Origin of the sequence: Paraburkholderia sp. EB58 (assembly GCF_050436665.1) — a bacterium.
GTDB lineage: Bacteria > Pseudomonadota > Gammaproteobacteria > Burkholderiales > Burkholderiaceae > Paraburkholderia.
Map to the genome: position 1 here is coordinate 15,835 of NZ_JBNDMQ010000016.1, position 24,936 is coordinate 40,770.

The 24,936-nt window shown below is 59.7% G+C and carries 23 protein-coding genes and 8 pseudogenes; 14 read left to right on the top strand and 17 right to left on the bottom strand.

The window, feature by feature from the left end:
* Window positions 1-70: 70 nt before the first annotated feature.
* Window positions 71-943, bottom strand: a pseudogene (locus P3T40_RS22805) (IS5 family transposase).
* 186 nt (window positions 944-1,129) lie between these two features.
* Between P3T40_RS22805 and P3T40_RS22810 the strand changes: the two are divergent.
* From P3T40_RS22810 to P3T40_RS22830, 5 genes and pseudogenes are all read left to right on the top strand, one after another.
* Window positions 1,130-1,501: pseudogene (locus P3T40_RS22810) on the top strand (DEAD/DEAH box helicase); the annotation flags it as partial.
* A 38-nt stretch (window positions 1,502-1,539) separates the two neighbouring features.
* Window positions 1,540-1,713: a hypothetical protein gene (locus P3T40_RS22815; RefSeq protein WP_429269985.1), complete on the top strand. Its 174-nt coding sequence runs from the start codon at window positions 1,540-1,542 to the stop codon at window positions 1,711-1,713.
* Window positions 1,714-1,760: 47 nt separating this feature from the next.
* Entirely contained in the window at window positions 1,761-2,312 is a 552-nt protein-coding gene (locus P3T40_RS22820) for a helicase-related protein (protein WP_429269986.1), read from the top strand.
* Between the two features lie 164 nt (window positions 2,313-2,476).
* Window positions 2,477-2,521 (top strand): annotated as a pseudogene (locus P3T40_RS22825) (hypothetical protein); the annotation flags it as partial.
* 44 nt (window positions 2,522-2,565) lie between these two features.
* Window positions 2,566-2,829, top strand: a complete 264-nt coding sequence (locus P3T40_RS22830; RefSeq protein WP_429270146.1) for a hypothetical protein — start codon at window positions 2,566-2,568, stop codon at window positions 2,827-2,829.
* Window positions 2,830-2,949: 120 nt separating this feature from the next.
* On the opposite strand, the gene P3T40_RS22835 is transcribed toward P3T40_RS22830, so the two are convergent.
* The gene (locus P3T40_RS22835) at window positions 2,950-3,873 is read right to left on the bottom strand and encodes a hypothetical protein (RefSeq protein ID WP_429269987.1); all 924 of its coding nucleotides are present in this window, start codon (window positions 3,871-3,873) and stop codon (window positions 2,950-2,952) included.
* Between the two features lie 774 nt (window positions 3,874-4,647).
* Between P3T40_RS22835 and P3T40_RS22840 the strand changes: the two are divergent.
* From P3T40_RS22840 to P3T40_RS22850, 3 genes and pseudogenes are all read left to right on the top strand, one after another.
* Window positions 4,648-5,531, top strand: a pseudogene (locus P3T40_RS22840) (manganese catalase family protein).
* An 84-nt stretch (window positions 5,532-5,615) separates the two neighbouring features.
* Entirely contained in the window at window positions 5,616-6,161 is a 546-nt protein-coding gene (locus P3T40_RS22845; RefSeq protein WP_429269988.1) for a class I adenylate-forming enzyme family protein, read from the top strand.
* A complete protein-coding gene (locus P3T40_RS22850) occupies window positions 6,158-6,643 on the top strand; it encodes an enoyl-CoA hydratase-related protein (RefSeq protein WP_429269989.1) in 486 nt (161 codons plus the stop codon). The genes P3T40_RS22845 and P3T40_RS22850 overlap by 4 nt, the downstream gene beginning before the upstream one ends.
* Before the next feature lie 773 nt (window positions 6,644-7,416).
* On the opposite strand, the gene P3T40_RS22855 is transcribed toward P3T40_RS22850, so the two are convergent.
* Window positions 7,417-8,205, bottom strand: coding sequence for an anti-sigma factor family protein (locus P3T40_RS22855; protein WP_429269990.1), 789 nt, complete (start codon window positions 8,203-8,205; stop codon window positions 7,417-7,419).
* Entirely contained in the window at window positions 8,205-8,744 is a 540-nt protein-coding gene (locus P3T40_RS22860; RefSeq protein WP_429269991.1) for a sigma-70 family RNA polymerase sigma factor, read from the bottom strand. The genes P3T40_RS22855 and P3T40_RS22860 overlap by 1 nt, the downstream gene beginning before the upstream one ends.
* A gap of 598 nt (window positions 8,745-9,342) precedes the next feature.
* Between P3T40_RS22860 and P3T40_RS22865 the strand changes: the two genes are divergently transcribed.
* Together P3T40_RS22865 and P3T40_RS22870 are read left to right on the top strand one after the other, a co-directional pair.
* Window positions 9,343-9,588 carry a DUF4148 domain-containing protein gene (locus tag P3T40_RS22865; protein WP_429269992.1) on the top strand — a complete coding sequence of 82 codons (246 nt, stop codon included), beginning with the start codon at window positions 9,343-9,345 and terminating at the stop codon, window positions 9,586-9,588.
* Window positions 9,589-9,705: 117 nt separating this feature from the next.
* Window positions 9,706-10,026 carry a DUF4148 domain-containing protein gene (locus P3T40_RS22870; protein ID WP_429269993.1) on the top strand — a complete coding sequence of 107 codons (321 nt, stop codon included), beginning with the start codon at window positions 9,706-9,708 and terminating at the stop codon, window positions 10,024-10,026.
* 976 nt (window positions 10,027-11,002) lie between these two features.
* Here P3T40_RS22870 and P3T40_RS22875 read toward each other — a convergent pair.
* Window positions 11,003-11,341, bottom strand: a complete 339-nt coding sequence (locus tag P3T40_RS22875; protein WP_429269994.1) for a cupredoxin domain-containing protein — start codon at window positions 11,339-11,341, stop codon at window positions 11,003-11,005.
* Window positions 11,342-11,377: 36 nt separating this feature from the next.
* Window positions 11,378-12,322 carry a metallophosphoesterase family protein gene (locus P3T40_RS22880; protein WP_429269995.1) on the bottom strand — a complete coding sequence of 315 codons (945 nt, stop codon included), beginning with the start codon at window positions 12,320-12,322 and terminating at the stop codon, window positions 11,378-11,380.
* A gap of 980 nt (window positions 12,323-13,302) precedes the next feature.
* Between P3T40_RS22880 and P3T40_RS22885 the strand changes: the two genes are divergently transcribed.
* Complete coding sequence (locus tag P3T40_RS22885) at window positions 13,303-14,046, top strand: hypothetical protein (RefSeq protein ID WP_429269996.1); 744 nt, start codon at window positions 13,303-13,305, stop codon at window positions 14,044-14,046.
* A gap of 192 nt (window positions 14,047-14,238) precedes the next feature.
* On the opposite strand, the gene P3T40_RS22890 is transcribed toward P3T40_RS22885, so the two are convergent.
* Window positions 14,239-14,610: a copper resistance CopC family protein gene (locus P3T40_RS22890; protein WP_429269997.1), complete on the bottom strand. Its 372-nt coding sequence runs from the start codon at window positions 14,608-14,610 to the stop codon at window positions 14,239-14,241.
* A gap of 158 nt (window positions 14,611-14,768) precedes the next feature.
* On the bottom strand, window positions 14,769-15,086 hold the full coding sequence (locus P3T40_RS22895; RefSeq protein ID WP_429269998.1) for a DUF4148 domain-containing protein: 318 nt from the start codon (window positions 15,084-15,086) through the stop codon (window positions 14,769-14,771).
* Window positions 15,087-15,894: 808 nt separating this feature from the next.
* On the opposite strand from P3T40_RS22895, the gene P3T40_RS22900 reads away from it, so the two are divergent.
* Both P3T40_RS22900 and P3T40_RS22905 read left to right on the top strand, forming a co-directional pair.
* Window positions 15,895-16,200: a hypothetical protein gene (locus tag P3T40_RS22900; RefSeq protein WP_429270134.1), complete on the top strand. Its 306-nt coding sequence runs from the start codon at window positions 15,895-15,897 to the stop codon at window positions 16,198-16,200.
* A gap of 1,393 nt (window positions 16,201-17,593) precedes the next feature.
* Window positions 17,594-17,785, top strand: coding sequence for a hypothetical protein (locus P3T40_RS22905; protein WP_429269999.1), 192 nt, complete (start codon window positions 17,594-17,596; stop codon window positions 17,783-17,785).
* Between the two features lie 158 nt (window positions 17,786-17,943).
* On the opposite strand, the pseudogene P3T40_RS22910 reads toward P3T40_RS22905, so the two are convergent.
* Window positions 17,944-18,178, bottom strand: a pseudogene (locus P3T40_RS22910) (IS110 family transposase); the annotation flags it as partial.
* Between P3T40_RS22910 and P3T40_RS22915 the strand changes: the two are divergent.
* Window positions 18,167-18,479: pseudogene (locus tag P3T40_RS22915) on the top strand (transposase); the annotation flags it as partial. The pseudogenes P3T40_RS22910 and P3T40_RS22915 sit on opposite strands and share 12 nt — an antisense overlap.
* Window positions 18,480-19,203: 724 nt before the next feature.
* Here the strand turns inward: P3T40_RS22915 and P3T40_RS22920 are convergent.
* From P3T40_RS22920 to P3T40_RS22955, 8 genes and pseudogenes are all read right to left on the bottom strand, one after another.
* Window positions 19,204-19,518: pseudogene (locus P3T40_RS22920) on the bottom strand (YceI family protein); the annotation flags it as partial.
* A 720-nt stretch (window positions 19,519-20,238) separates the two neighbouring features.
* Window positions 20,239-21,745, bottom strand: a pseudogene (locus P3T40_RS22925) (aldehyde dehydrogenase).
* A 16-nt stretch (window positions 21,746-21,761) separates the two neighbouring features.
* Window positions 21,762-21,956, bottom strand: coding sequence for a hypothetical protein (locus P3T40_RS22930; RefSeq protein ID WP_429270000.1), 195 nt, complete (start codon window positions 21,954-21,956; stop codon window positions 21,762-21,764).
* 121 nt (window positions 21,957-22,077) lie between these two features.
* Window positions 22,078-22,464 carry an MFS transporter gene (locus P3T40_RS22935; protein ID WP_429270001.1) on the bottom strand — a complete coding sequence of 129 codons (387 nt, stop codon included), beginning with the start codon at window positions 22,462-22,464 and terminating at the stop codon, window positions 22,078-22,080.
* 21 nt (window positions 22,465-22,485) lie between these two features.
* A complete protein-coding gene (locus P3T40_RS22940) occupies window positions 22,486-23,151 on the bottom strand; it encodes an MFS transporter (RefSeq protein WP_429270002.1) in 666 nt (221 codons plus the stop codon).
* Between the two features lie 42 nt (window positions 23,152-23,193).
* Window positions 23,194-23,661, bottom strand: a complete 468-nt coding sequence (locus P3T40_RS22945) for an enoyl-CoA hydratase/isomerase family protein (protein ID WP_429270135.1) — start codon at window positions 23,659-23,661, stop codon at window positions 23,194-23,196.
* Window positions 23,662-23,885: 224 nt separating this feature from the next.
* Window positions 23,886-24,599, bottom strand: coding sequence for a GntR family transcriptional regulator (locus P3T40_RS22950; protein ID WP_429270003.1), 714 nt, complete (start codon window positions 24,597-24,599; stop codon window positions 23,886-23,888).
* Window positions 24,596-24,856 carry a hypothetical protein gene (locus tag P3T40_RS22955; RefSeq protein ID WP_429270004.1) on the bottom strand — a complete coding sequence of 87 codons (261 nt, stop codon included), beginning with the start codon at window positions 24,854-24,856 and terminating at the stop codon, window positions 24,596-24,598. The genes P3T40_RS22950 and P3T40_RS22955 overlap by 4 nt, the downstream gene beginning before the upstream one ends.
* Window positions 24,857-24,936: the final 80 nt, after the last annotated feature.

Below are 24,936 nucleotides of genomic sequence, written 5' to 3' on the forward strand. Positions count from 1 at the left end.
CGACGCGACTGGTTCGATTTCCAGGCCCCGCAGGGCCTTATAAGCGGGTCTCTCGACCCACTTTGGCCGCTCATGGACGCACCTGTGCCATGAGTCGCTCGCGGCTCATGTAGATGTCGCTCAACGCCAGTGCGGTGAAGGCGCGCGTGGCGTTCTTCGCCAGGTGTTACGGTTCTTCGTGCGCCTGGTCTGGTCGACTTCGCCACTACGGTTGCGCACACGCTGGTTGGTAAAGTCCTTCGCTTGCGGTGCCTTGCTGGCGATGAGTTCCTTCTGGCTCGCATAGGCGCTGTCACCGTACACACGCCGCTCGGCGCCGTGCAGCAAAGCCGGCAGCGGATGCTTGTCATGCACGTTCGCAGCGCTCACTCCGCGCTGTGTGCCAGTCCCGTCTGGCTATCCACACCGATGTGCCGCTTCATCCCGAAGGACCACTGCTGGCCCTTCCTCGTCTGATGCATTTCGGGGTCTCGCGCCTTATCCGCGTTCTTCGTGGAACTGGGTGCACCGATGATGGTGGCATCCACGATGGTGCCGGTGCCAACCTTCAGGCCACGCCCTTGCAGTACCTCGCCGACCTTGGCAAACAACTGCTCGCCGAGCTTGTTGCGCTCCAGCAGTCTGCGGAACTTCAACAGCGTCGTGCCATCAGGCACGCGCTCGCGCCCCAGGTCAATCCCAACGAATCGCCGCAATGCGGTGCTGCCCAGAAGCGCTTCCTCGCAGGCTTCATCGCCAGGTTGAACCAATGCTGCACAAAGTGCATGCGCAGCATGCGCTCCAGACCAACTGGCGGGCGTCCGCCTTGACCCTTCGGATAGTAGGGCTCGACAACCTCGCACAACTGCGTCCACGGCACGATCTGCTCCATCGTCTCAAGGAACACATCGCGCTTGGTTGGCGGACGGTACTGTTCAAATCCGGCGCCTTGATCGGCTGCCATCGCAAGGGTCCGTTTGTTTCATCCGCATTTAACGATTCACCGCTCAACGCCGTTGACCTTTTTCAGCGTAGCCTTAAGTTCAACCGCGCAAGAGCAGAAAGCGCAAATCGCGCACGCCGACTGGAAAATCGAAACTATATGACGCTAGAGCAGCGGCTTCGCAGCACGCGGAAGACCGTGCGTGACATGTGCGGCATTGCCCGACTGCGCGCCGGCCAGGAAGACGTCATTCGCAGCGTGCTGGAACGGAGCGACACACTGGCAACCATGCCCACTGGCGCCGGCAAATCCCTTTGCTATCAGTTGTCGGCGTTGCATCTGGACGATACGACGCTCGTCGTATCGCAGCTCATCGCCTTGAGGAAGGATCAGGCGGACAAGCTGGTGACTGCGGGTATCGACTGTACGTTGGTGAACAACACGTTGCGCAGCCGCGAAGAGCGAGAGGCGTTGCAACGCATCGGCACGGGCAAGAGCGGCATCGTCTTTGTCAAGCCAGAACGGCTGGTACAGCCCGCGTTCATGAAGGTATTACTGGCGAGCGCCGGTCAGAGCGTGGGACTGGTTGTGATCGACGAAGCGCATTGCGTGTCGCAATGGGGTCACGACTTCCGGCCGCGTTTCTTGAGATCGCCAATGCCGTCAAGGCGCTTGGCCAACCGTCGGTGCTCGCGCTCACCGCGACCGCAACCGCGCCCCTGCTGGAGGGACATCGTACGTTCGCCGGGACTGCGCGATCCACGCGTGGTCCGCACGGGTACATTGCGTGAGAGCCTGCGGTATCGCGTCATGCAGGTCAGCGTGGGCGGTGGCAAAGATGGCGCCGCGCGGGTCACAGGCCAAGCTGGAACAACTGCGCAAGGTTGTGGCTTCGATCGCGGGCACCGGCATCATCTACACGACGACGGTACGGGAGGCAGAAGGGGGTTACGCATGGCTGGCAGAAGCGGCCGAGTCCGTGTCGCGTTATCACGGCAAGCTGGCACCGGCCGCGCGCGAAGCCACGCAGGAGGCGTTCATGTCCGGCGCGACACGACTGATGGTCGCCACCAACGCGTTCGGCATGGGTATCGACAAACCCGACATTCGCTTTGTCGTCCATTGTCAGATGCCGGGCAGCCTCGATGCGTACTACCAGGAAACTGGCCGCGCGGGCCGCGACGGGCAGCCGGCCGACTGCGTGTTGTTGTTCGATCTGAATGACCGGCGCATCCAGCAGTTCTTTCTCGCTGGCCGGTGTCCGAGCGTCGAACTGGCGCAGCGTGTGTATGACGCGCTCGCCGCGCAATGCAAGGAAGCGCCTGCCGGTGTCACGCTCGCGGAACTCAAGGACGCTCTGCCTGAGGGGGTGGCGGCAAGGTGGAAGTGACGCTCGGTATGCTGGTCGATGCCCGTATCGCGGGCCGCGACCGACAGCGGCGTTATCGCGTGCGGACACGCGTTGGCGAGCTAAATACCGTGCAAGAGGCGGTGGCGAAAGCCGCTGCGCAATTCGAAGTATTGAGCGTGCACGACAAGGCAACGCTGCAGCACATGATTGATTACGCGCAGGCTGGCCAGTGCCGTTGGCGCGCCATCCTCGCGTACTATGGCGATACGCCCGCGACGCAGCGCAGCGGCGTATGCGACAACTGCATGAATCCGCTCAAATTGCCCCCGCGGACCCGTCGATCGCCGTGGACAAAACGTCGCTCGAAGCGGACGCATTGGCCGCAGCGTCGAAGCTGCATGCGTGGTCACCGGGCGACGCGGTACGCGTGCCGAGATTCGGTGCGGGAGAAGTCGCGTTGACGAGCGGCGAGCAGGTCGCGATGGTGTTTCCGGACAGCAAAACACGGACCTTCATGTCGAGCAATGTGAAAGCCCGGCAATCTCGCCGCCATTAACGCCTAGCGCCTAATGCCAGAACAGCGCGATGAGAATAATGATAGGAATTGGCACGCCGAGCATATAAAGAAGAATTGAGCGCATATATACCTCCTTCGGTGATTAAATTGAGGTGCTAATCAAAGCTGGCGTACCCGACCGCCATGAGTGGCCATCAGGGTCGCGGAGAACGCGCCCATCAGAAGCGAGATGAATAACCACAACGACGCACCAATCGTCACTTTGCGTGCCTTGTCAGCAGCATCTTTTGCGGCCGCATCGAGCGCTGTGATTTTTTGCAAAAAGCTCGTATAGGTGGCCGCCACGCGAGCCTGCGCAGAGTCCGGCGTAAGGCCTGCGTGTTGCGCGACTAGCCGGCCCAGATAGGCGGTGTCTTCCTGCGACAACTGATCACCCGTTGCAGCGCTATTCAGGAAGATGCGGGCTGCTTCCTGACGCGGCTCGATGTTGCCTGTCGCACCCGCAGTTGTGGCGGGGGGCGAGCCGGCTGGCAAGCGGAACAGCGAATCGACAAAGTAGCCAAGCGGCCACGTGTTCATCGCGGCCATGGCATTGCCGCGTTGCATCGCGCCGTAGCCGCTCTCTGCGCCAGTTACGGCGGCGGCCTGCGTACCGGCCCGCACGATGCCTGATACCGGTGAGCTCAGGATGGCGGCGGTGAAGAGCGTCGCGACAGCCCAGCTCAGGAAGCCGTGCGCCGTGTCGCGAAACTGAATTTCATCGATCTCGACGGCCAGCCAGCGGCGGCGCAGCCGTCCCGCGAGATAGCCGCCTAACCCCGACGTGAGAATCGAGGTGACGCAAACCCATATCACGGCAGCAAACCCGAACGCCTTCGCATTCGCTGTCCCCGACGACCACGGGGAGATGGAGGTCAGTCCGAGCCCAGTGCCCAGCGTCAGCAAGATGAGCGCGAAGGCGGCCGCACCGACGCCGCCGGCGAACACCGCTCCCCAGGAGACCGCGCCCTCGTGTTGATGGGCGAACAGCGCTGGATCCTTTGCGGCCAGCGCGTTGCCAGCCGAATCTTCTGTGTAGTTCATTGAAGGCCTCCATGACCTTGTTGATACCGACATCGTCGCTATGCCGATATGTTGGGCATCATTGCGACGCCGTACCGATAACCGTCTGCACGGGCAGCATTTTTCGTGCCGCGCCCTGCCAAGCGATGTCATCACCGGGACGGTGGTTCGGAGATGTCAGGCCGGCGACGGACCCTGGAACCGTCCAGTTTCTCCGCCCGGGCCAACGTCGGAAGCGCTGCGATCGGGCGGCCGCCCGTCCGGACACTCCGGACCAGTGGAGTCTGCGGCCACTTCCGTTGGTGTCGCGCTCAATGACGTGATGGATCCGTCGTATGGGGTCTTGCTGCGGATAGCGGTCAAAGCGGCTCCGCACCAGTTTGCCGCGAACTCCGCGGACCGAGAGCGTCGTCGAACGAATGAGCGACTGGCCTAGGGCGAACGTCCGAATAGAGGACAACCTGCGGTCGGAACGTAGCCACGCGCGTCCCGCTCCGTCCGCATCTCCCGCGCGAATTGATTTTGGAACGGCCAGTCAGGAACGGTGAGTTGCCGTTTCGGTCGGGCACGACGCATGCGCGGCCATAGGCGCAGGTGTCCCTCGCTGCGTTCCTGCGCGCACATCGCGCCAGAGCGATCGCTCTGAGACCAGGGTCGGCGACATTCCGCGTCTGCGTTCGTCGTTGCCCACTACCTGTTTTCCAACTAAGCGTCCGCTGCCCAGGCTTCGCTTTGCCGCGCACGGCGTGACAAACCCCTCGCGGGTACCCCAATATCTTCTTTTGGAAAAATGCGATGTTTGTGCACAACAAACGACTTCAGTACACCGTCCGCATTGCAACGCCGAACCCCGGCCTTGCCAATCTGCTCCTCCAACAGTTCGGCGGCCCGCAGGGCGAACTCGCTGCTGCGTGCAGGTATTTCACGCAGGCGGTAAGCGAGGACGACCCCGGCCGGCGCGATATGTTATTCGACATTGCGACCGAAGAACTCAGTCACCTGGAGATCATCGGCTCGATCGTCGCGATGCTCAACAAGGGCGCGAAGGGTCAACTTGCAGAAGGCGTGGAACAGCAGGCGGAGCTTTACCGTTCGCTCACGGGAGGTGGTACGACTCGCAAACCACGGCGCTACTGTACGGCGGCGGTCCGGCACTGACGAATTCGGCGGGTGTACCGTGGACTGCAGTCTACATTGACACGATCGGCGAGCCGACCGCAGATCTGCGGTCGAATATCGCCGCCGGAGCGCGTGCGAAGATCGTCTACGAACGGTCGATCAATGTGACCGATGATCCAGGCATCCAGGAAGCGCTCGGCTTTCTAATGACCCGGGAAATTGCGCATCAGAAATCGTTCGAGAAAGCGTTGCATTCAATCCAGCCGAACTTCCCACAAGGAAAATTGCCAGGCGTTCCAGAATTTACCAACGTCTACTACAACATGTCCGGTGGCGACGGCGCCCCGCGTGGTCCGTGGAACGAAGGACCGGGTTGGGAGTTCGTCGAGACCCCGCAACCGGCGGTTGATGGCGGCAATGGCCTCGCCAGCGTTCAGGTTTCGGAAAAAGACATCGGGGTGCTGAATGCTATGGCATCGAGAACGGCTTCGGCAACCGAAACCGATCCGGTCGCCGGTGCCGACCTGGGAGCCGGGCAGGATGCGGTAGCGTCGAAGTAAGCGTACCGGTAGGAACATCCGCGCGACGCGCTGGCGTATCTCGGCTCGTGTGGCAAGCCGACGCTGATCAGCACCTGCCGTGTTGTGACTCATGAACCTGAGCGCGTCGTGCCGCCGGCCGAAACCGTGCCTGCAGGTGAAGTGGGGCAACTCATCGTGAAAGGCCCGCAACTCGCCAGCAGTTATTGGAACAATCCGGTCGAGACGGAAAGGAAATTCAGGGGCGGCTGGCTCTATACGGGCGATCTGTTCAGCGTCGACGAGGCGGGATATTTTCATTTTCATGGGCGAGCCGACGACATGATCGTGTCGGGGGGCGAAAACATTTACCCCCGCGAGGTCGAGGAAGTCCTGTACCACTGCCCAGGGGTACAGGAAGCCGCCGTGATCGGCGTGCCGGACCCGAAGTGGGGGCAATCGGTCACCGCGTTCGTGGTACGCAGCGATCTCAATCTCACGGAAGCGGATATAGTCACCTTCTGTAAGGCGAGCGACGACCTTGCTCCCTACAAGCGACCCAAGCAGGTGTTTTTCGTCGATCGGCTGCCGCTGAACCCGAGCGGAAAAGTGTTGCGGCACGAGCTTGCCGGACCGATCTATCAGAGCCTGATTGCAGGAGCCTCGCAATGAGCGACGCCGTATTGTATGAACAGGACGACTCCATCGTCACGCTGACCCTGAATCGCCCGGAAACCCGCAATGCATTGACCGAGATGGAGGTCGTCGACGCCGCTGGTGGCGAGCCTCGAGCGGGCGCAGGAAGACCGGACCGTGCGTGTAATGGTGCTGGCGGGTGCGGGCCCCGCGTTCTCGTCGGGGGGAACATCAAGCACATGCGCGACGACGTCGGGACTTTTTCTGGAAACTCGGCGCGGATTCGCGAAAACTACCGGCGCGGCATCCAGCGCATCCCAAAGGCATTTCACGAACTGGACGTGCCGTGTATCGCGGCCGTCAACGGTCCGGCGCACGGGGCCGGGTGCGATATACGCGTCGCCGCAGCCAGCGCGGCGTTCGCGGAAAGTTTCGCCAAGGTTGGCATCATCCCGGGGGACGGCGGTGTCCGCCCCCTTCCATTACTGCCGCAGCTCATGTCGATCGGTGGTTCGTAGCAAAATGCTGCGACTGTCGATCGTGCTGCGTACACTGAGCTAACCACGCCAGCGTCCGCTTTATTCCCGAGGCTTGAATGTGATGGTGTCGGTTTGCCGCGATTTCGAGCGCAGCTGAACAACTTGTCCGACTTCTTGCGGGCCTTCTTGATCAGAGTCGAACCGTGCCAACCGCTCGAGATGCGGCTTTGTGTTCAACGCACGGTTGAACGGCGGGACTAAAGGCGCGTCGTTGCAAGTAAAAGAGAGCGACACACAAAGATTGTGATATGGCTGATCACGAGCGGAACACAACACTTTGCGGCTTGCACTGCTCGCCCCCCACGCGGGCGCACGGCTGTCTCAGCACGGCTGTCTCAGATTGTGGATCCGTTTACGTCACTCCGGTTTCATTCGCCGTGCGAAGGCCAAACTGCCCCCTGTGTTCGTTATCCTCCGAACCCTGTTCGACACCGGCATTTTTCAGAGAATTCGCGCCGTCAGCAGCAAATGCGCTTCGCCTAATACCGGGCCCAAGAGGTGGTCAAACACCGTATCGCCATCGAAGTCTGACGTCACCTTCAGGGGCATGCAGATGGGATGAGAAGGCCGAGAGCCGGAAAATAAGAGTACCGGGTGTGAGGAGGACAAAGAGAAAACCGACGACGAGCTTGACGGGGACTCATCGTTTAGCTGCAGGAGTTGCTTCTTCGGTCGGACCCAGCCTGGGACATAATTGTTCTGGTTTGCGGGTCGTACGGAGAGTAGTGGTAAGCCTGTTCGCGTTGCGCCAGCTATGAAGCGGGATGTGCAAGCAGATTTGTGATGAAGCCGTTCAGTTCGGCTTCACCGGCATCCGTAATCGCCCAGTAATTCATCCCCGCGGTGCTCCAGTGAGCGAGGTGATAGCCCTGCTGCTCATAAATGCCAGGAGGCGGCGCGCCCGCGTCGTTGCCCGGCCACACATAAAGATTGATCGGGTGCAGCTTGTAGCGATAGACCATCACAGCTACCGTCCGCCCATTCACGTAATCCAGCCGGCCACCGACCAGCGGATACCCCTGCTGCGCAAGATCGACCACAGGCGGGGCAAAATCCAGCTTGCCGTCGAACCACGGCTTGACCGTGTGCCGGTCGGTGGAAATCACGTCGGAGAGGTGATTGAACTGCAACGAGCGAATGTGATCGTCGACCAGTTCGTGAGTCAGGCGCGTCTCGCCCGACGGCACCGACAGGTACAGACCCGCGCTCCACATGAGTGCAATGACACTGAAAGCCATCGTGCCAACCGGTGCCCAGCCCAATGACCGCCCGCTAGCCCCCCCCGCAAACCGGTCGACCAGCCGCTCCCACAGCGAGCGCCGGCCCGGCAACGCGGCCTTGATACGCTCGACCAGTTCGGCCGGCGCCTCCACGCGCAAATCCGCCTGTCTGAGTTGCGCACTGACGCTGCGTTGCTGCTCATAGGCCTGCTGGCACTGTTTGCAGCCGGCAAGATGACGCTCGAATTCGAGCGACTCCGACAGGCTCAACTCCTGGTCGATGTAGCCGGGCAGCAGTTCAAACGCCTGTTCGTGATCCATCACGCCTCCTGATCCGTCGGTGCGAGCAGCGCCGCGAGTTGCTGGCGTCCACGCCCGAGGCGAGACATCACCGTACCCATCGGGATGCCCACGATATCGGCGATTTCCTTGTACGACAATTCTTCCAGCTCCCGCAACACGACCACCTCCCGGTATTCCAGACGCAGGCCCTGCAACGCTTTATGCACCCGCTTCTGGCTCTGGCTGCGGATGAGCATCGCTTCAGGACTGTCGTCATGGTCAGCGGTACTCGTCTCAAGGCTATGCATGTCCTCCTCGAACTCCGTCGTATCCGCAGCGTGGCCCCGATTCTGCCGATGCCACGTGTAGAAGGTATTGCGCACGATACTCAATAGCCACGCGCGGGCATCCTCGCCTCGGAATCCACCAAAAAACCTGAATGCGCGAAGGTAAGCCTCCTGCACGACGTCCTGGGCATCCTGATCGTTATGCGTCAGCCATCGCGCGACATTGAACGCCGAATTCATATGAGGCAAAACAAGCGTCTCAAAGCGCCGCGCAGTATCTGGATCGGCCATTGTCAAATCCCTGCAGTAACCGCATTCCGTGACCGACAGTTATCAGACCTCCGGCATGTCACTTTTATTCCCGGACCGACGCAATGGTTCCGTAGTACTCCGGGGTACCAACCGGCTGTCGGATGATCGATACGCGTATGCGGAGAAAGTCATCGACGGAATGCATCAGCTGACGCGAATTCAACCAGCTAGCCAAACCTGCCTGGGTCGATTACTTCCAGCCCAGGTCGCCAGTCAGGTGCTGCCCATGCCCGGGTGCAGTGCACCAACCGGTGCCTTTCTTCCAATTTTACCCATACGTACTGGCTACGCCCTCGAGCATGGCAATCGGATAAGTGTCCTCAGAGGCATTTTATCCGCACTCAAGGTCATAAGGATGCGCTCTCTGCCCCGCGACAGTCGCTCTGCCCCCGCCCCCTGATAACGGCACAACCGGACCAGCGATCGACATCGCGCCGACCCGCCGCCCGGTGCCTGTCACCGACGGCAAGATGATGTGAATGGTCACGGCAATGATTTCCCTCGAAAACTCGGGAATATCTGATGACGAAGCGGCGTCTTCTCATCGCATACCCCATAACACTCTCAGGAGTCTGAAATGAAGATACTCGCTATTACCGTCGTTTCGCTTTCCGTTCTCACCTCGTCGAGCGCATTTGCCCAGAGCAAGACACGCGCCCAGGTCTATCAGGAACTCATCGAAGCGCAGCAGAACGGCCTGAACTACGTCACCGACACCTCATACCCAGACGTCAATCCGATCTTCGCATCACAGGTTGAGCGGATGAAGCATGAGCATCTTGCGCAACAGCGCGTAACCGCAACGGACAGCACTGCCAAATGATCTTCCGTAGCGCTTCAGGGCGCGCATACTTTCCACCCCTCCAGCACCATGCAGATCATGTTCAGCCCAGGCCGGCTTCCGCGTGATCCGGCATTCTGACATACAAGGAGTACCAAAATGAAATCGGATTCAATGAATCGGCTTGTTGACCAGCCACTGCGTGCGCTGGTTATCGCCGGCGCAGTGTTGATGGTCACTTCGGCCAGCGTGTACGCGCAAACTGCGTCGGAGCCTGCCTCACGCCAGGTCACTCGCGCGGAAGTGCAGCATGAACTCGAAGAGCTGGAGGCGGTCGGGTATAGCCCCTCTCAGGGCGACGATGCTGACTACCCCGCCGACATCCAGGCTGCCGAAGCAAAGGTCGCGGCCAAACATCAAGCGGAAAGAAATGCAGTAACGGGGACAATCCAGACCGGACAGACAGCGCTGACGCCATGAGTCGAAAAAAACGTCGACTATGATGATCCTGCATGGGCGGGTCCTCTGTCACACCAGACCATCATCAGAGTATGTCGCTGAGTCGGCGTACTCCCTGAGCAGGATCCGCGTTGCTGCGCGAGACCTGGCTATTTTACCAAACCAGCCAGCGACATGCCCGATTGCTCGCCCAGCGTCATAATTCAGAACGCGATGCCCATGCGGAGCACGTATCGGGCACTCTATCAGGGAAACCGCAGCCCTCCCACATGTCCGTGCAAAGGTACTGATATCACGCGGATAGGACGACCACGCATCGATTCAGTCCGGCAGGCGCACGATGTTCGTCGCGTCGGAGCTCGACGACGGCGTCGAGGAAACCAGGTGAGGGGCTTGTTGGGAATTTGGCACTCCCTGATCGTGTTACCGATCGTTGCACCGGTGTTCGGCACGAAGGATCGGCACCGATCCTTGTGGCGCAGTGAACGCCTTCAAAGCCTGAGGGATGCCGGGACGCCGGCTGACATGCAATTGCCCGGACAACCGGGCACCAGCACCGTCAGTGTCGCTTTCTCACCTGTTTGAGCATGCGGAACACCCAATCGCCTCTTAAGTCGGTTGGGCGTTCCGTTTCTCCTCGAACTCCAGAAACGCGTCGTCAAAACAAAACACTGGACCCGAGCACTTCTAACATGCCCGCGCCGTCGAATACACCGCAATTCAATCCACTTCCGCCGTCGCTGTCCGATCCGCAACTAGCCAATGCTCCCAGCGGCGCTCCAATCAGGGCCGTGCCGGCCAGCCTCGACGAACGCTCTCATCTGAGCTGTTTCGATTTTTTTCGAGAGCCATGCAAAGTCATCTGGCGCGCTGCGCGTCCAGGGGAATGGAGCGACCGACGCGCAGGTGCCGCAGTCAATTTCACGAACACCGCGACCTGAGCCCTCTTCCGGACGGTTGCGCAACTTCTCGCGGCACTGGCTCCTGCACAGCGCATCTACTGGACAGTAATCGTCTCCTTCATGGTCGGGTGGATGCCGCAGAATACCTTGTAGACACCCGGCTTATCGAACTTGAACTGGAAGGTGTCATTCTGATCGAGCGCGGCGGAGTGAAAGATTCCGGCGTCGTTGACAACCGTGTGGGGTTCGCCATCGAGATTCTTCCACGTCACTGTCGAGCCGGCTTTGATGGTGAGTGACATCGGCGAGAACATGAAGTTCTTTATCACGACGGCACCGGATTCCTGCGCCTGCGCGACGGAGAAATCAGCAGATGCCGCCACGAGCACCCCCACGAGGGAGGTGACAATGGCGCGGCTAAGGGTGGTCAACATGTCATGGTTCCTGGTTGGTGAGTTCCGTGTGGCGACTCAGACGAGCGTCGTGTCGGCGAGAGTCGCAGAGAGGGGATGGCGCACGATCTTGATGCTGGTCACGCCAAGCATCTTCGGCAGCTGATCGCTCGCCACCTTCAGCGGCCCGGGTCCGGGCCCGTTGCCGGCTGTCGGTTGCGGATAGGCCGTCGAGCGCGCCGTATGGAAGGTGATATTGCCTTCCACCTTGGACACGATCTGATGAATATGCCCATTCAGTACCGTCACCGAACCGAAGCGCTTCAGGTAGCTCATCGCCTGGCCAGCATCGCCTGTGCCCCAACCCCATGGTTCGTAGATCGTCCACATCGGCATGTGCGCGAAGACGACAATCGGCGTGCTGGCCGAGCGACCCTTCAGATCACTTTCCAGCCAGGCAAGCTGATCGTCGCCAAGCCCACCCAAACCGTTCGGCTTGAAATGCATGACGTTGACGAGACCGACAAAGTGCACGCCGTTGTGGTCAAAGCTGTAATAGCCTTTGTTGTCGGAGGCTTGACCGAAACGGCTGAAGTATTCCGTTCCGGCCCCGTCGGTCACGTCATGCTCGCCTGGCACGGTATGCAACTCGGTGATATTCAGGCCCGACATCAATTGGGCCGCGAGGTCGAACTCTTCCGGCTTGGAAAGGTGAGTAATGTCGCCGGTATGAATCGTCAGCGCTGGCTTGACTGGCATCGCGTTGACGAAGTCAATCGTCTGCCTGAGCGTCCCCGCGACATCCGGATTGGCTTCCTTATTGAAGCCAATGTGACTATCGCTGATCTGCAGGAACAGGGGGACGCCTGAGGCGGTTGCCGAATCCTTCGCCGTTGCGGCGAGGGCTAGTTCCACCGGCGTAAGAATGCCGCCGGCCAGGACAAACACGGTACCTACGCCACCGAAGGCGAGACATTTCAACGCGCCCCGGCGCGACGGATCGGATGGAAGATCTGACGACATATAGCCCTCGCGATTAAATTGAGGAGGTAGACCGCCGGATCATCCAACGGGCCTCCTGACTGGGTTCAAGAGCAAGACTGTCGGCTCATCCGTTTTATTCCCGCCTGCGCGACATTGCGAATGCGCCCGTAGGTTCGGTCGCCCTCGTTGTTGGCAATCGCCGCGCACCCGGGCCGCAAAGGTCGGTGCGTTACGGCGATGTGATCAGAAGTGGTACAGGTGCCCCTCCTACCTGATGCCGGTCAGGCAGCTGTTATCCGCCTCAGCCTTCAGGCAAAAAGGCCTCTTTTGAAGATCGGGAATATCCGGGGACGAAAGTGCGTCTACTCATCGCATTCCGCAAGACACGCTCGGAAGCTTTCAATAAGAAAACATTCCATGGTTGCTCTCATGACCTGATCGACGCGCAGCAGAACGGTCTGAACGACGTCACCAAAACCTCGCCTCCAGCCGTCCACTGGATGTTCGCGGCACAGGTTTCCGGCGTGAGGCAGCAGCATCTCGACCAACGAAACGCCGCCAACGGAAGCACGAGTGACAGCACTCGAGTCAATAGCGCCAGGCAAATGGGCTCGTCGTTTCCGTATGGTTACGTATTGGCGAGGCCTCACCTGAAAGCGGAATGATGCGCAGCCCTGCCCTCCCTTGAACTTGTTGAACTATAGAGAACTGCAAATGAGCCAATTCGAGTTTCGCGACAGTCCCATCCCCGATGCACAACGCGCCGGCACAGCCCACGGCTGCGAGACCGCGACCAGACTTCCGGGTTCGCGCAGTCGCCGCGCAGGCAAGAACGTTTCCGCGCGCATTCGCCGGACGATCGGGATCACTGCCGTGTTCGCGGGACTTATAGTCGAGGGATGTACGTCCCTGCCTCAGACCAGCAACAATGAATGCGTAGGTCCAGTCAGCTACTGTCAACTGCTTTTCGGCTCCTGAGTAGCAGCTCTCCTCACATCTGATATCAGGGAGAAACAAACGTGCAACTGATTCTGCGCCGTTTGCAACTCGGATCAGGCGTAGTGCTGTGGACGTATCTCTTTCTCCACCTGGTCAACCATGCACTCGGGATCTGGTCTCTGGATCTTGCTGGACGCGGCCTCACATTGGCGCTGCACCTCTGGCATAGCGTGCCGGGAACAATCCTGCTGTACGGCGCGGCGGTCCTGCATTTTGCGATGGCTCTGCACACGATCTATATGCGCCGCTACTGGGCGCTGCCACCCGCCGAATGGATACGCCTTTGGGCAGGGCTCAGCCTCCCTCTGCTGCTCATTCGCCACGCCGTGACGACCCGACTCGCCGCTTCGCTTTATGGCTTCGAACCAGACTATGAGCGGATCGTGATATCGCTGATCACGAGCGGGACGCAAGGCCTGCAGCTTGCGCTGCTCGCCCCGGGGTGGATACACGGCTGCCTCGGACTGTGGTTCCGGTTACGCCACCATGCAATGGTGCGGCGCGCGAAGCCCGCGCTGTTTGCACTACTCGTCCTTCTACCACTGCTGTCCGCGGCCGGCTTCTTCCGGATGAGGCAAGCCGTCGTGGCAATGCATGCCATTCTGCCTGCGCCTGATCCGACGCTGGTCGTACATCAGCTCACGCTCAACGCGTGGCGTCACAATCTTATTGTCCTCTACCTGTGGTTGGTCATCAGCGCTTTCGTGGCCGGCCAGCTACGCAATTGGTTTGACCGTCGACGAACGCGTGACTCACTGCGTTAGCGAAAACGCGAGTAAGCCGCTACTGGAGTCAACGGACGTCCGAGCGACTGACTGCCACGTTACGAATCTCTTCACTCCGCTACCTTGGGTATTGGTCGGCGTGGTCCGGCATGCTTGCCGACAAAAGGCGGCCAGGCGACGTGTACCCTGCACGGCTGCGTCCTCCGGTTTCCACGACGACAGGTGACCCCATTACTCCTTGACCGTGAAGGTGTATTCGCCCTCCGTACGGTGCCCGTCGGCGGCGACCGCCACCCACGTAACCGTGTACACGCCCGGCGTCAATGCCTTTAGTGCCACCCACATAAGTTTCGCGTTCGACGGGTCCACCACCGCCTTGCCACTCGTCACGGAGTTGCCCCGTGCATCAGTCACGGTGATTGCGCTGAATTCCGATTCGAGCCCGTCATCGAAGTCAATCGCCACCGAATTTTGCGAACTGGACACGGTGGCGCCAGCGGCGGGCACTTCATGTTTAGGGAAGGCATGAGCGTGCGCCAGTTGCGCGATTGCCAGTGTCAGCGCAGCGACGGGGCCGCGCGCTTTCGGGAAAGAGATTTTCATGGATGGATCAGTGTTTTGACGTGAGAGTGGGGAAACAGAGCTCTACTGACCAGGTAGGCTCGGGCTCGAACCACCACCACCGTGCACCCGGTGGCCAGAGCCCGAACTCGTGATTTGGCCGAGAAATGGAGCGTAAGCCGTGTTCGGAACGCATGGACTCAGGGCATGGTCCTGGTCTGCGCCATTTGGTTCTCACCCTTCAGGACACTCCCTTCCACTTGATGCAGGGATTCCAATCTTTGTTCCGCCGCCTGAATGTCCTCTGGATAGTAGAGGTCATTGGGAGTAGGGCGATATCCGACTGACTCCAGTTCCTCGAGTTCATGTCTGACTTCTGCACGGGTGACATGATGCGTGCCGGGCTCCATCGATGTCTGCGCATGCACAGAGGCTGATGTTGCCATCAGCATCACGCTTACGACAAGCGAAACACGCGTGGACTGCACAACAAGCCGATTCAGCGAATTCGATTTCATGTCAATACTCCTTGGATGTTCGAGCGAATGATGTCCGCAGTCAACCTGATTGCGCAGCACGACGCTCTGCACCGGTAGACCTCCGAACCGGTCGCCTTATTCCCGATCATCTTTCGCACAACAAAACGGCGCCCGTGACGCCTGCGATAACAGAACGCAGCGACACGTCCAACCGTTGAGCTATCCAACGATCGTCCCCTGCATCCGTCGTCATGCATGGGATGGGCGAATACCCGGTCGCCACCCTATTTTCATGTATTCGGCACTCGCCGGTGAGCACAGCGTTTCAAATGCGGGAAGCCGCTTCTTCGTTGAGTGAACCAATTTTACAAGGTTAAAACTTAATTACATTCGCATACCTTAGTACTCTGCCTACCACGTCCACGCGTAACATGTTTGATGACATCCGGCCCGGGACCTTCTCACGTTGCGCCGTCCTGCCTGCAGATGTGGCCGGATGCGTGGGTGAACCCGGACCACCGTGCGGCAATTCACCCCGCAATCGACATCGTTTTCAGTTGGCGCGGCGGCGCAGATTTATTTATTCACCGAGCGCGGGAATATCCGGTGACGAGACTGCGTTTACTCATTGCATTTCGTACAGTACGCTCAGACGTAGCGGGCGTTACGAGCGGAGTGAAGCGGGCCGCGAAAAGACGTTGGGAATACAGAAGGCGGTTCGGCGGGCCGTGTTGTACAGAGCGGTATTCCCAAAAAACCAGGTCGATAGCATGTCTCGCGCTTTCGACACCTTAAGGAATACGATATGAAAGCCATTTTCGGAAAATTGAGCGTGAAGCGAGCGCCGATGGCATTGCGGAGACTCCTGCTAGCGGTGTCGTGTGTCGCCGCCGCGGGTAGCGTGGCGGCGCAAGGTCTCAGTCCATATGACGATGTGAACGCGCCCGGGAACAGCACCCGACTGATGCCGCACGCTGCACTCGGAAGCGAGTATCCCACCCACGGTGACCGGCAGGCAGGAGAGCTGAATCTGAATCCGACCGATCCGCGAGCCCAACTCTCCAATGGTTTGCCGAACAATGCGCAGTCCGGTGGATACGGATCGCCGCTAGCCGGCGTGAGGACCTATGTTCTGCCGCAGTCGCCAAATTGAGCGTCAAGGCCCGGGCCAAGATGCTGCACACCCTCGCCGCCATCGACGATTTCGGGCCGTGCCGATTCCGGGCCACGTCCCGTCCTGCGACACTGCAGACCGAGGAAAAAGACGGACTTTGCGGGGTCGATTCAGGATGGCTGGCTGCTTTTAATCGGGCGTCGGATAATCATCGAAAGCAGGTATGTCGTGCTGGCTCGAATGCGCGCTGCAGGACCATCAACGGCAACCTGTCCGGATCCAGCGTTCGTCGCGCCGCCCGCGTTGTTGTGACGCTGGTCCGATCCAGGAATGAACGCAATGAAATACCATGTGGTCCACCGGGTTGTTGCGCGTACATTGTGGAAATCGGTGGCCTCGATGTTCGCTGCGTGCACACCGCGTCAGGAGCACCGTTCGACGTCGGTCACTTCAGGTATTCGCGGTTCACAAGATGCTTTGTTCACGCAACCGCAAAGCTCGACTGGAACGAAGGCGGCCTTTACAGCAGTTCAATCACGGGGAGCATCGAGGCCGCCAGCGTGGATACCAACGTGCCGCCGGCGAGACACACCCACCCTCTGCAGTTACGGGAATTCAGGTGACCGGGAAAAGCCGTAGCCAGTAATGCACAAAAATTACGATTACCCCACTCAATGTAACGGTAGCGACGGCCACCAGACTGAGATGTTTCATGATTATCTCCAGTATGCACATTGATATGCATTACTTACCACATTATGGCGAGACGCCCACTTTGTTGAACGTCGCGCCGCACTAGTCGCATGGATCTAACCGATCCTTACCAATCGTCCGGCGTGTACTGGTTAAACCGACACAACGTCGGTTTTATTCCAGATTAGCGACGTCAGGCGCCTCCGTCGCCGACGAGCCGCTTTGCGCATAATTTCTGGTACACGACAAAGTGGTGCCGATAGTACTATCTTGTCGTTCGGTACCAAGGTGGCCAGCCGCGGCTTCAATCCGCGCTTCGCGCCCCTGCACGTGCGTGTTGCCGCTGGGCGCCGCGGCCGGCTTAGGGGCTGCCGTGTAAATCGAGGATGTGGGGTCGTCACGAATTTGCGCTCGATAACGAGTTCACCAACTATGGGTGCCCCGGAGCACCAAGGTTTTGGGGGCCAAGGGCATACGCTTTGTCCTGACTCCTGACGGAGCCCTATGCGGTTCGCACGAGTCATGGATCGTCCTGCGCCTTCGGCGCTGCGGCCATAACGTGCGCGCTTGCTGTGAGCGGCAGCCCCCCAGCGCCACCACAAGCAGATCGTCGTTGTCTTGATGCTGCCCCGCTCGTGCCGGGGATCGCTGCGGTATTCGTGGCAGGCGGTTTGATTCGGGAATAACAGGTCCCCACCGGCAGTCTTGCAAATGAGAGGACACGAGTGAGGTGATCAGAATGGACATTATCGATATGGCCCGTGCGTCGGGAATGGCAGTGATCCTCGACGCCAAAATCGGCTGCGAGGAATACCAGAGCGTGTGCGGTTCGTTATCGGCGTTGCAGCGATTTGCCGATGCAGTACTTCACACCGATGCGAGCCTGAAACCCAAGCAGAAGCCCGCGCGCCCGACTACCGGCCACACCTAAGAAAGGCCGCACAGCGCGGGATCTCCGTGATTCTCACGTTTGAGTTATGACCCCTATTACTCGATATTGGGAGACAGATCGGCTCGACCGAAGGGCGCTTCGCTTTGGTATCAATCGCCTTCGTCCGGCTCGATGACGCTCAGGCGTGTGAGGCGATCGATTCGCTCGCATTCGCGCCGCAGCCGTTGCTGCAACTCCAGTGGCAGTGGGCGTACCGTTGTGGCACCGTACCTCATCGCATGCCAGACGTGCGGCGAAGTTCCGGCTATCAACTTCACCCCAACAACCGAGCGTGACCAGCAGGTTGCGCATGCGATCCCAGTGTTGCAGCACCTCCTTCTGCAGTTGCCCACGATCGCGCATCAGGTGAAGTTGCCGGCTGGCCTGGGCCTGACGCCCACACCGTATGCCAGCGGTACCAGCGAAGTCGAACAGGCATCAGCAAGGCCGGCAAAAAACGGGCGCGATGGCTGATGGCCGCGTTCGCATGGAGCTGGTTGCGCTTCCAGCCTAACAGCCAGCTCAGCCACTGTTTCAACCAGCGCTTTGGGCCGCCGGCAGGCGGCTGCGGTGCATCGGTATCGTGGCGCTCGCACGGCGTCTCGCAATCGCGCTGTGGCGCTATCTCGAACACGGGGAGATTCCTGCTGGTGCAATACTCAAATCACGAGATATCAACTTGGCGAGCATCTGACTACCACTGAAGCACGACGGCATGCAAAGGTCAACGCCCGGTAAAAATTCGGGCTACCCCTGCAGGTGGCCGTTTTTAGGGATGAGGCGCGTCGGTAACAGAGTGGCACCAGCGCTTGCGCGTGCCGCATGAGGTAACCGGCTTGGTTGCCCGACACGGATAGAAGGCCGACCGGCCCAGGGCCGGTCACATCGTACACTCTGACCTGAGTGACATTGACATACCAGCCCTGCAAGGGCAGGTCATTATCGGCCCGCCCAAGGGTGGTCCAAGGCGAGCCTGCGTCTGGTCGCAGCAGGCTGGCCTTGAATAACAGGCAGCTCAAGGAGAATTACCTCGTTTTACCGAGACTTTTACATTCAACAGGACCTGACTTTCAACGCCCCATAGAAGGATTTTCAGCGAATCGGACGCGGATTCGACTCCGTGCCTGAGACCATCCTTGTACACCGCTTCCGCTTCGCTAAAAATCCTCTGCCTTTGCGTTCACCCATAGCCTTGTCCCTTCCGCTGCTCGCTTCAAACCGGACGACCATCAAGCAGCAAACGCGGGGATGCCATCGACCGAATTCCGTCGGTAAATCGCTCCACGAACTCCCCGAAAACAGGAGTTTGTCACATTTCAACAGATGTAAGGAGAGCGCGGTGCTCGCCAAAAACGACTGCGCCGAATGTCTCCAGTTCGTCGATGAAGCTCACCACAATCTGGCGGGACGGCCTTGCCTTATTGCTTGATACCTTCAGCCTGGATGTGCAACACCGTTTGCATCTTGAAGCCGTAAGTCTTGCCCATGTCCACGCCGAAATCCGACCGGTCGAAAGTCACCGTCGATTCCGTGCCGCACACTTCACGCTTGAACATCGGGTTCTGGAAACACTTGAACGACTCAATCTTTAGATTCAGCGGCTTCGTCACACCGTGCAAGGTCAACTCGCCAATCACTTCGACCGGCACATCGCCCTTGAACTTCATCGACGTTCCCTTATAGACAGCGGTCGGGAATTGAGCGGCATCGAAGAATTTCGGGCTCTTCAACTCCTGAGCTAGACCATAGGGTCCGCGCACAACAACGGCGATTGGCGTCGCAAGCGTTCGCATTCGGAGCCGGTGAGATCGGATCTAACGGATCGCATGTGACGAATCGTAAGGCACAGTTTTCCAGCGTGCAGTGACGGCCGTCACAAATGAACCATAACATTTTAGAAATCCATCTACGAAACGGTTCGACGCTGGTGCGATAAATTCGGCGTGTGTTTCACACGCCCCGCGTGAAAGCGGCGTGTTGTAAGCTCGGTACCACCTGGCACCTTGACGCACGTGTGTCACGAATACAAGCGAAAGCTTACGTGCCTGACGACAGGAGTTGGTCAGCTACCTTCGCTCGCTCAATAACCGCCCGTGCTGCTACCCATGCTAGTGCCCATGCTGCTACCCATACTGCTGCTGCCCGAATCACTCATATCTCCTGGCGATGCGCATCCAGACACTAGCACCGACATCGCAAGCGAAACACCCATCAGAACTGCCGAAAGAATTCGGAACTTCCTCATCTGCAATCTCCTGTTAGCACTCGAGGCATGAAGGCGGGAGCAACTTACGCCACCCGCTGGGACATGCCTAGAACCGGTTAAAAAAGCGCCCGCAGTGCGGGCTGTTCGGACGGCGCCATTTATCGTCGCGCCGCCACGCAACTGTCTATAACGATAGCGAGTCCTGGTTTATTCCAATACGTCGACCTCTTTCTTCGACCCCACCACCTCAATTGAGCCGCTTCGACTGCCCATCGTCGGCATACCAGTCGACCGCGACACCGCTTGTGTTCACCGTCACCGCTCGCGGTTCGCTGAACTGATCGAACGAATCGATGCCCGTCTCGCGTCCTACACCACTGTTCTTGAATCCACCCCATGGCGAAGCGGGGTCCAAGCGATGGTGATCGTTGATCCAGAGCATGCCGAAGATGAGCTTGGCCGCCACCCGGTGGGCCCGCGCCACATCCTGCGTCCACACCGATGCGGCGAGTCCGAACTGCGTATCGCTGGCAATGCGCAGCGCACCCGCCTCGTCCTTGAACGGCATGATCACTGTGACCGGCCCGAACACTTCGCTCTGGCCGAGTTCGGACTTCGGGTCGACGTCATAGAAGGCGGTGGGTTCGAGGTAAAAGCCCTCGCCCTGCAGGTGTTCCGGAATGCCACCGCCGCTCAGTACCTTCGCGCCTTGCGCGACGCCTCGTTCAAGCATCGCAAGAATGCGGTCGCGCGACCGCGCGGAGATCACCGCACCGAGTTGCGTCCTGATGTCAGCCGGATCGCCGATGCGGATCGCCGCGACCTTCGCCTTGAATTTCTCGAGGAACGCCGGATAGATCGATTCCTGCACCAGCGCCGCACACGCAGGTTTGCCCCGCGCCGACGAACGCTGCGAACGCGGCACCATTCACCGCGCGATCGAGGTCCATGTCGTCAAAGAGAATGACCGCACCCTTGCCGCCCAGTTCGAGCGTCGTCAACGCGAAAGTCTGCGCGGCGGCTTCGCCGATGGAGCGGCCCACTTCCGTGCCGCCGGTGAACACCACTTTGGCAATCAGCGGATGGCGTGCAAGCGCGGCGCCCGCTTCCTTGCCCTCGCCGTTCACCACATTCACCACGCCATCCGGGACACGGGCCTGCTGCAACCGTTCGACGAGCCTCACGGTGGTGAGCGGCGTCTGCTCCGACGCCTTGATGACCACGCTGTTGCCGGTCGCGAGCGCCGGGGCGAGACTCTTCGAGAGAATCATCAACGGATGGTTGAACGACGTCATCAACGCACACACGCCGAGCGGCACGCGCTGGGTATAGCAGAGATACGGCCCTTCGATGGGGATCACATCGCTGCGGCGCGTCAACGCGAGCGCGGCGAAGTAGCGGTAGAACTGCGGCAAGCGCGAAATCTGCGCGCGCGTTTCCACGAGCGGACGCCCGTTGTTGAGCGTTTCGAGCTGGTAGAAATTCTCCAGATCCGCCTCGAATAGATCAGCGAAGCGATTCAGTACGCGGGCGCGTTGCTGGATCGGCATATGGCGCCATACGCCACTCTCGAAGGCCGTGTGCGCGCCTTGCACCGCGCGATCGATGTCTTCGGCCGATGCCGCTGCGAGTTGCCCGATCACCGCGCCGTTCGCCGGGTTGATGATATCGATGGTCTTGCCTGCAGCCGCATCGACGAACTTGCCGTCGATGAACAGTTGTGCGTTGAGGTATTGCTTGTTCACTGCATCCATTCCCGATTCTCAGTATTTACTTGAGCGGGGACACTCGCGCATCTGCGCCGACATCGCGGCGCGTGCGCGCGCCGCCTGGCTGAATATCTTCCAGGCGCTGGCCGGTCGAATCGACGCCAAGCGCTCCCACCACCACGATCTGAATGGCCAGCAAGCCGATCATCAAAACCAGCACGCCGACCACACTGTAGTGCGCGAACAGCGCCACCACGATGAACGGCGTGATGATCGTCCCCGCGGCCGAGGGTGTTGCAAATGCCCGACACGCGCAGCCGCACTTCGGTCGGAAAAAGTTCCGGCACGTAGATGGCGAACAGCAACGCAACCAGCACCTAGATGGGAATCACCAGCAGAAGTCCGACGATGGGCAGCAGCACCTCGCTGCTGACGAACGGATAGATCGAGCCGAACACGATGGCGAGCAGCGACGCGCCGATAAAGGTCGGCTTGCGGCCCAGAAGGTCGGCAGTGAGCGCGCCGAAGGCCGAGCCGAGCGGCGCACCCAACGACATGATGAACGCGAATCCGAACGACTTGGCAATGCTGAAGCCCTGATGCACGAAAAAGGTCGGCAGCCACGTAACGAAGCCGTACAGCAGCGTATTGATCACAATCAACGTCACGCAGCCGACGATCATCCGCGGCAGCATGGCGCCGATGAAAAGCGAGCCGAGCTCGCGCGAGGGTGAAATGAAGGGCTTGGCCGCGGGCGCAGGCAATGGCGCGTTGCCGTGTTCGGCTCACACCTCGCGTTCGATCGCTGATAGGATTGCTTCGGTTTCCTTATCGTGTCGAGCGGACTCCAGCCAGCGAGGCGACTCCCGAAGCGACTTGCGTGCATACCATACGCAGATTGCACCAACCCCGCCGAGCACAAACATCCCGCGCCAGCCAAGCACGGGAATCAGCAGGAGCCCGATCAGCCCTGCGACCGGCAGTCCGGATACCGCAAAGACAGCCATCAGACCCTGTAGCTTGCCTTGAGAGGCGGGCGGCGCGAACTCCGTGAGCGTCGAGTAGCCAACCACGTTCTCTGCGAGGAGACTGAGGCCCATCATGAAGCGGCACGCGATCAGCACGGCCATGTCCGGCGCAAGCGCGGCGCCCAGCGATGCCAGGCCGAACACCATGAGGTTGGTGCGGTAGGTAAAGCGCCGGCCGTATCTGTCACCCAGAAAACCCGTTGCCAACGAGCCGAGCATCATGCCGAGGAAGGTCAACGACACGAACAGCGCATTCTGTCCGAGCGTGGAGAAGCCGCTTTTCAGCGTCGCGCCGAGCACCGTCGACGCCACATAGATATCGAAGCCGTCGAAGAACATGCCAATGCCGATCAGCCACATGATGAGGCGATGAAAGCCCGACAGCGGCAGCCGGTCCAGCCCCGCCCCTGCGTTCACACTCATTTGCGTCTCCTGCAGACCTGGACGGCCTGTCGAATAGACCGTTCACTTGCCCTGCAGACGGAGCGCCGCGACCGTAAGCGCTTCGGTGGCACAGCGGAAGTCGTGTTCAATCGGACTTTCCTGCGCGGCCTGGAAGAACGCCTTGCACTGGCGCGCGCCGGTGTCGTCGAGCGCAAGGATGCGCTCGGTGAGGGCTTCGGCTTCCGCCTGCAGCAACTCTGCGGGCACCACCCGGGCGACGAGTCCTGCGGCAAGCGCCGTATCGAGCGCGAACGCGTCGCCGAAGAGGACCATCGGGAAAACCTGCTTGGGCAGCGCGTAGCGGCCCAGATAAGCCATGATGGCGGCAGGCGGCAAGCCTTTTTTCATCTCGGGAAACGCGAGGGCTGCGCTGTTCGATACCAGCGTGAGATCGCACAGGATGGCGAGCCCCAGGCCGAAACCGAAGGCATCGCACTGCACTTCGGCAATGGTGATCAGCGACGAAGCACGTTGCGGGCGCTCCCGGATTGTCGAAACCCGTGGCTATCCGCGCGGTCGCGGAACTCGAATCGCCTGGATGTGCGTCTTCTTCAGCGCAGCACGCGCAGCGTCACTCCGACACCCGCGGGCTATGAGTTCGCGCAGCGTTGTGGAGAAATTTTGACTGCGACCGCCGTAGAACGCATTCAAGATGTCACCGTTGCGAGTATATAGTCGAGCCGACGATTGACGCCCATGCAGATATCTTTTGCTCAGGAGAAGATTGCTTCGATATCCGGCGACGCATCCTTCACCTCGTCGAAGTTCAACGTCGCCTCGATATGCTCCAGATGTTCCAGCATGCACGCCGCCGCCTTGGCGCCGTCGTGCGCTTCGATTGCGTCGATCAAATCGCTATGCTCGTGATGCGGGCACGCCGGTGCATTCGGTTTGTCGTAAAGCGTGATGACGAGGCACGTCAACGGTGCGAGTTCACGCATCATCCGTAGGAGAATCTCGTTGCCGATCATCTCCGCGATCAGCACATGAAACTCACCCGACAGCCGGATGATGGCAGGCCGATCATTCTGTTTGCGCGCTTCGCTTTCCTGCCGCACGTGCTTGCGTAACGCGCGCACTTGCGCCGACGTTGCGGTACTGCTCAGCAGCCTGACCATTTCCGGCTCGATCATACGCCGCGTGACAAATACGTCTTGAGCCTGCTGGACGCTTGGGCTGGCGATAAAGGCTCCGCGATTCGGCACCAACTCGACCACCCCCTCGTGGGCAAGCTTGTTAAGTACTTCGCGGATTTTTGTGCGGCTCACACCCGAGACTTCCGCAAGCCGCTCCTCAATCAATTTTGTACCAGGTGCAAGGCGACGCTCGAGCACCGCCTTCTGGATACGGCCGTAAATTTCCTCGTTCGTATACGGCGCCTTGGGCCCGGCAACTTTGCTGGCTGGAATGGAGAAGGCTCGGCTCAAAATTTTTCTCGCAACTGGGAAGTGAATCGATGATAGAGCAATCCAAGGCGTTTTTGTGCACAGAAATTCGATGCAACGCTCGTATCGATTACTCGTTCCAATGAAGGAAATTGTAACTCATTTGTATACAAACGTTCATCAATGTTGCTGCCGGTCCGGAGCCTCAGCCACCAGTTTGAAAATACCTCTTTGTCCGTGTAATAGCCCGCGTTTGGTGCCAACGATTCGCCTTTGGTGCGCCCACGCACCATCTGCATGCAACTTCACCCTCGGTCGTTTCAGCCTTCACATGTAGAAGTTTGCTCCAGCGAAGGCGCTGAAGAGGCTGGCCGAGGCG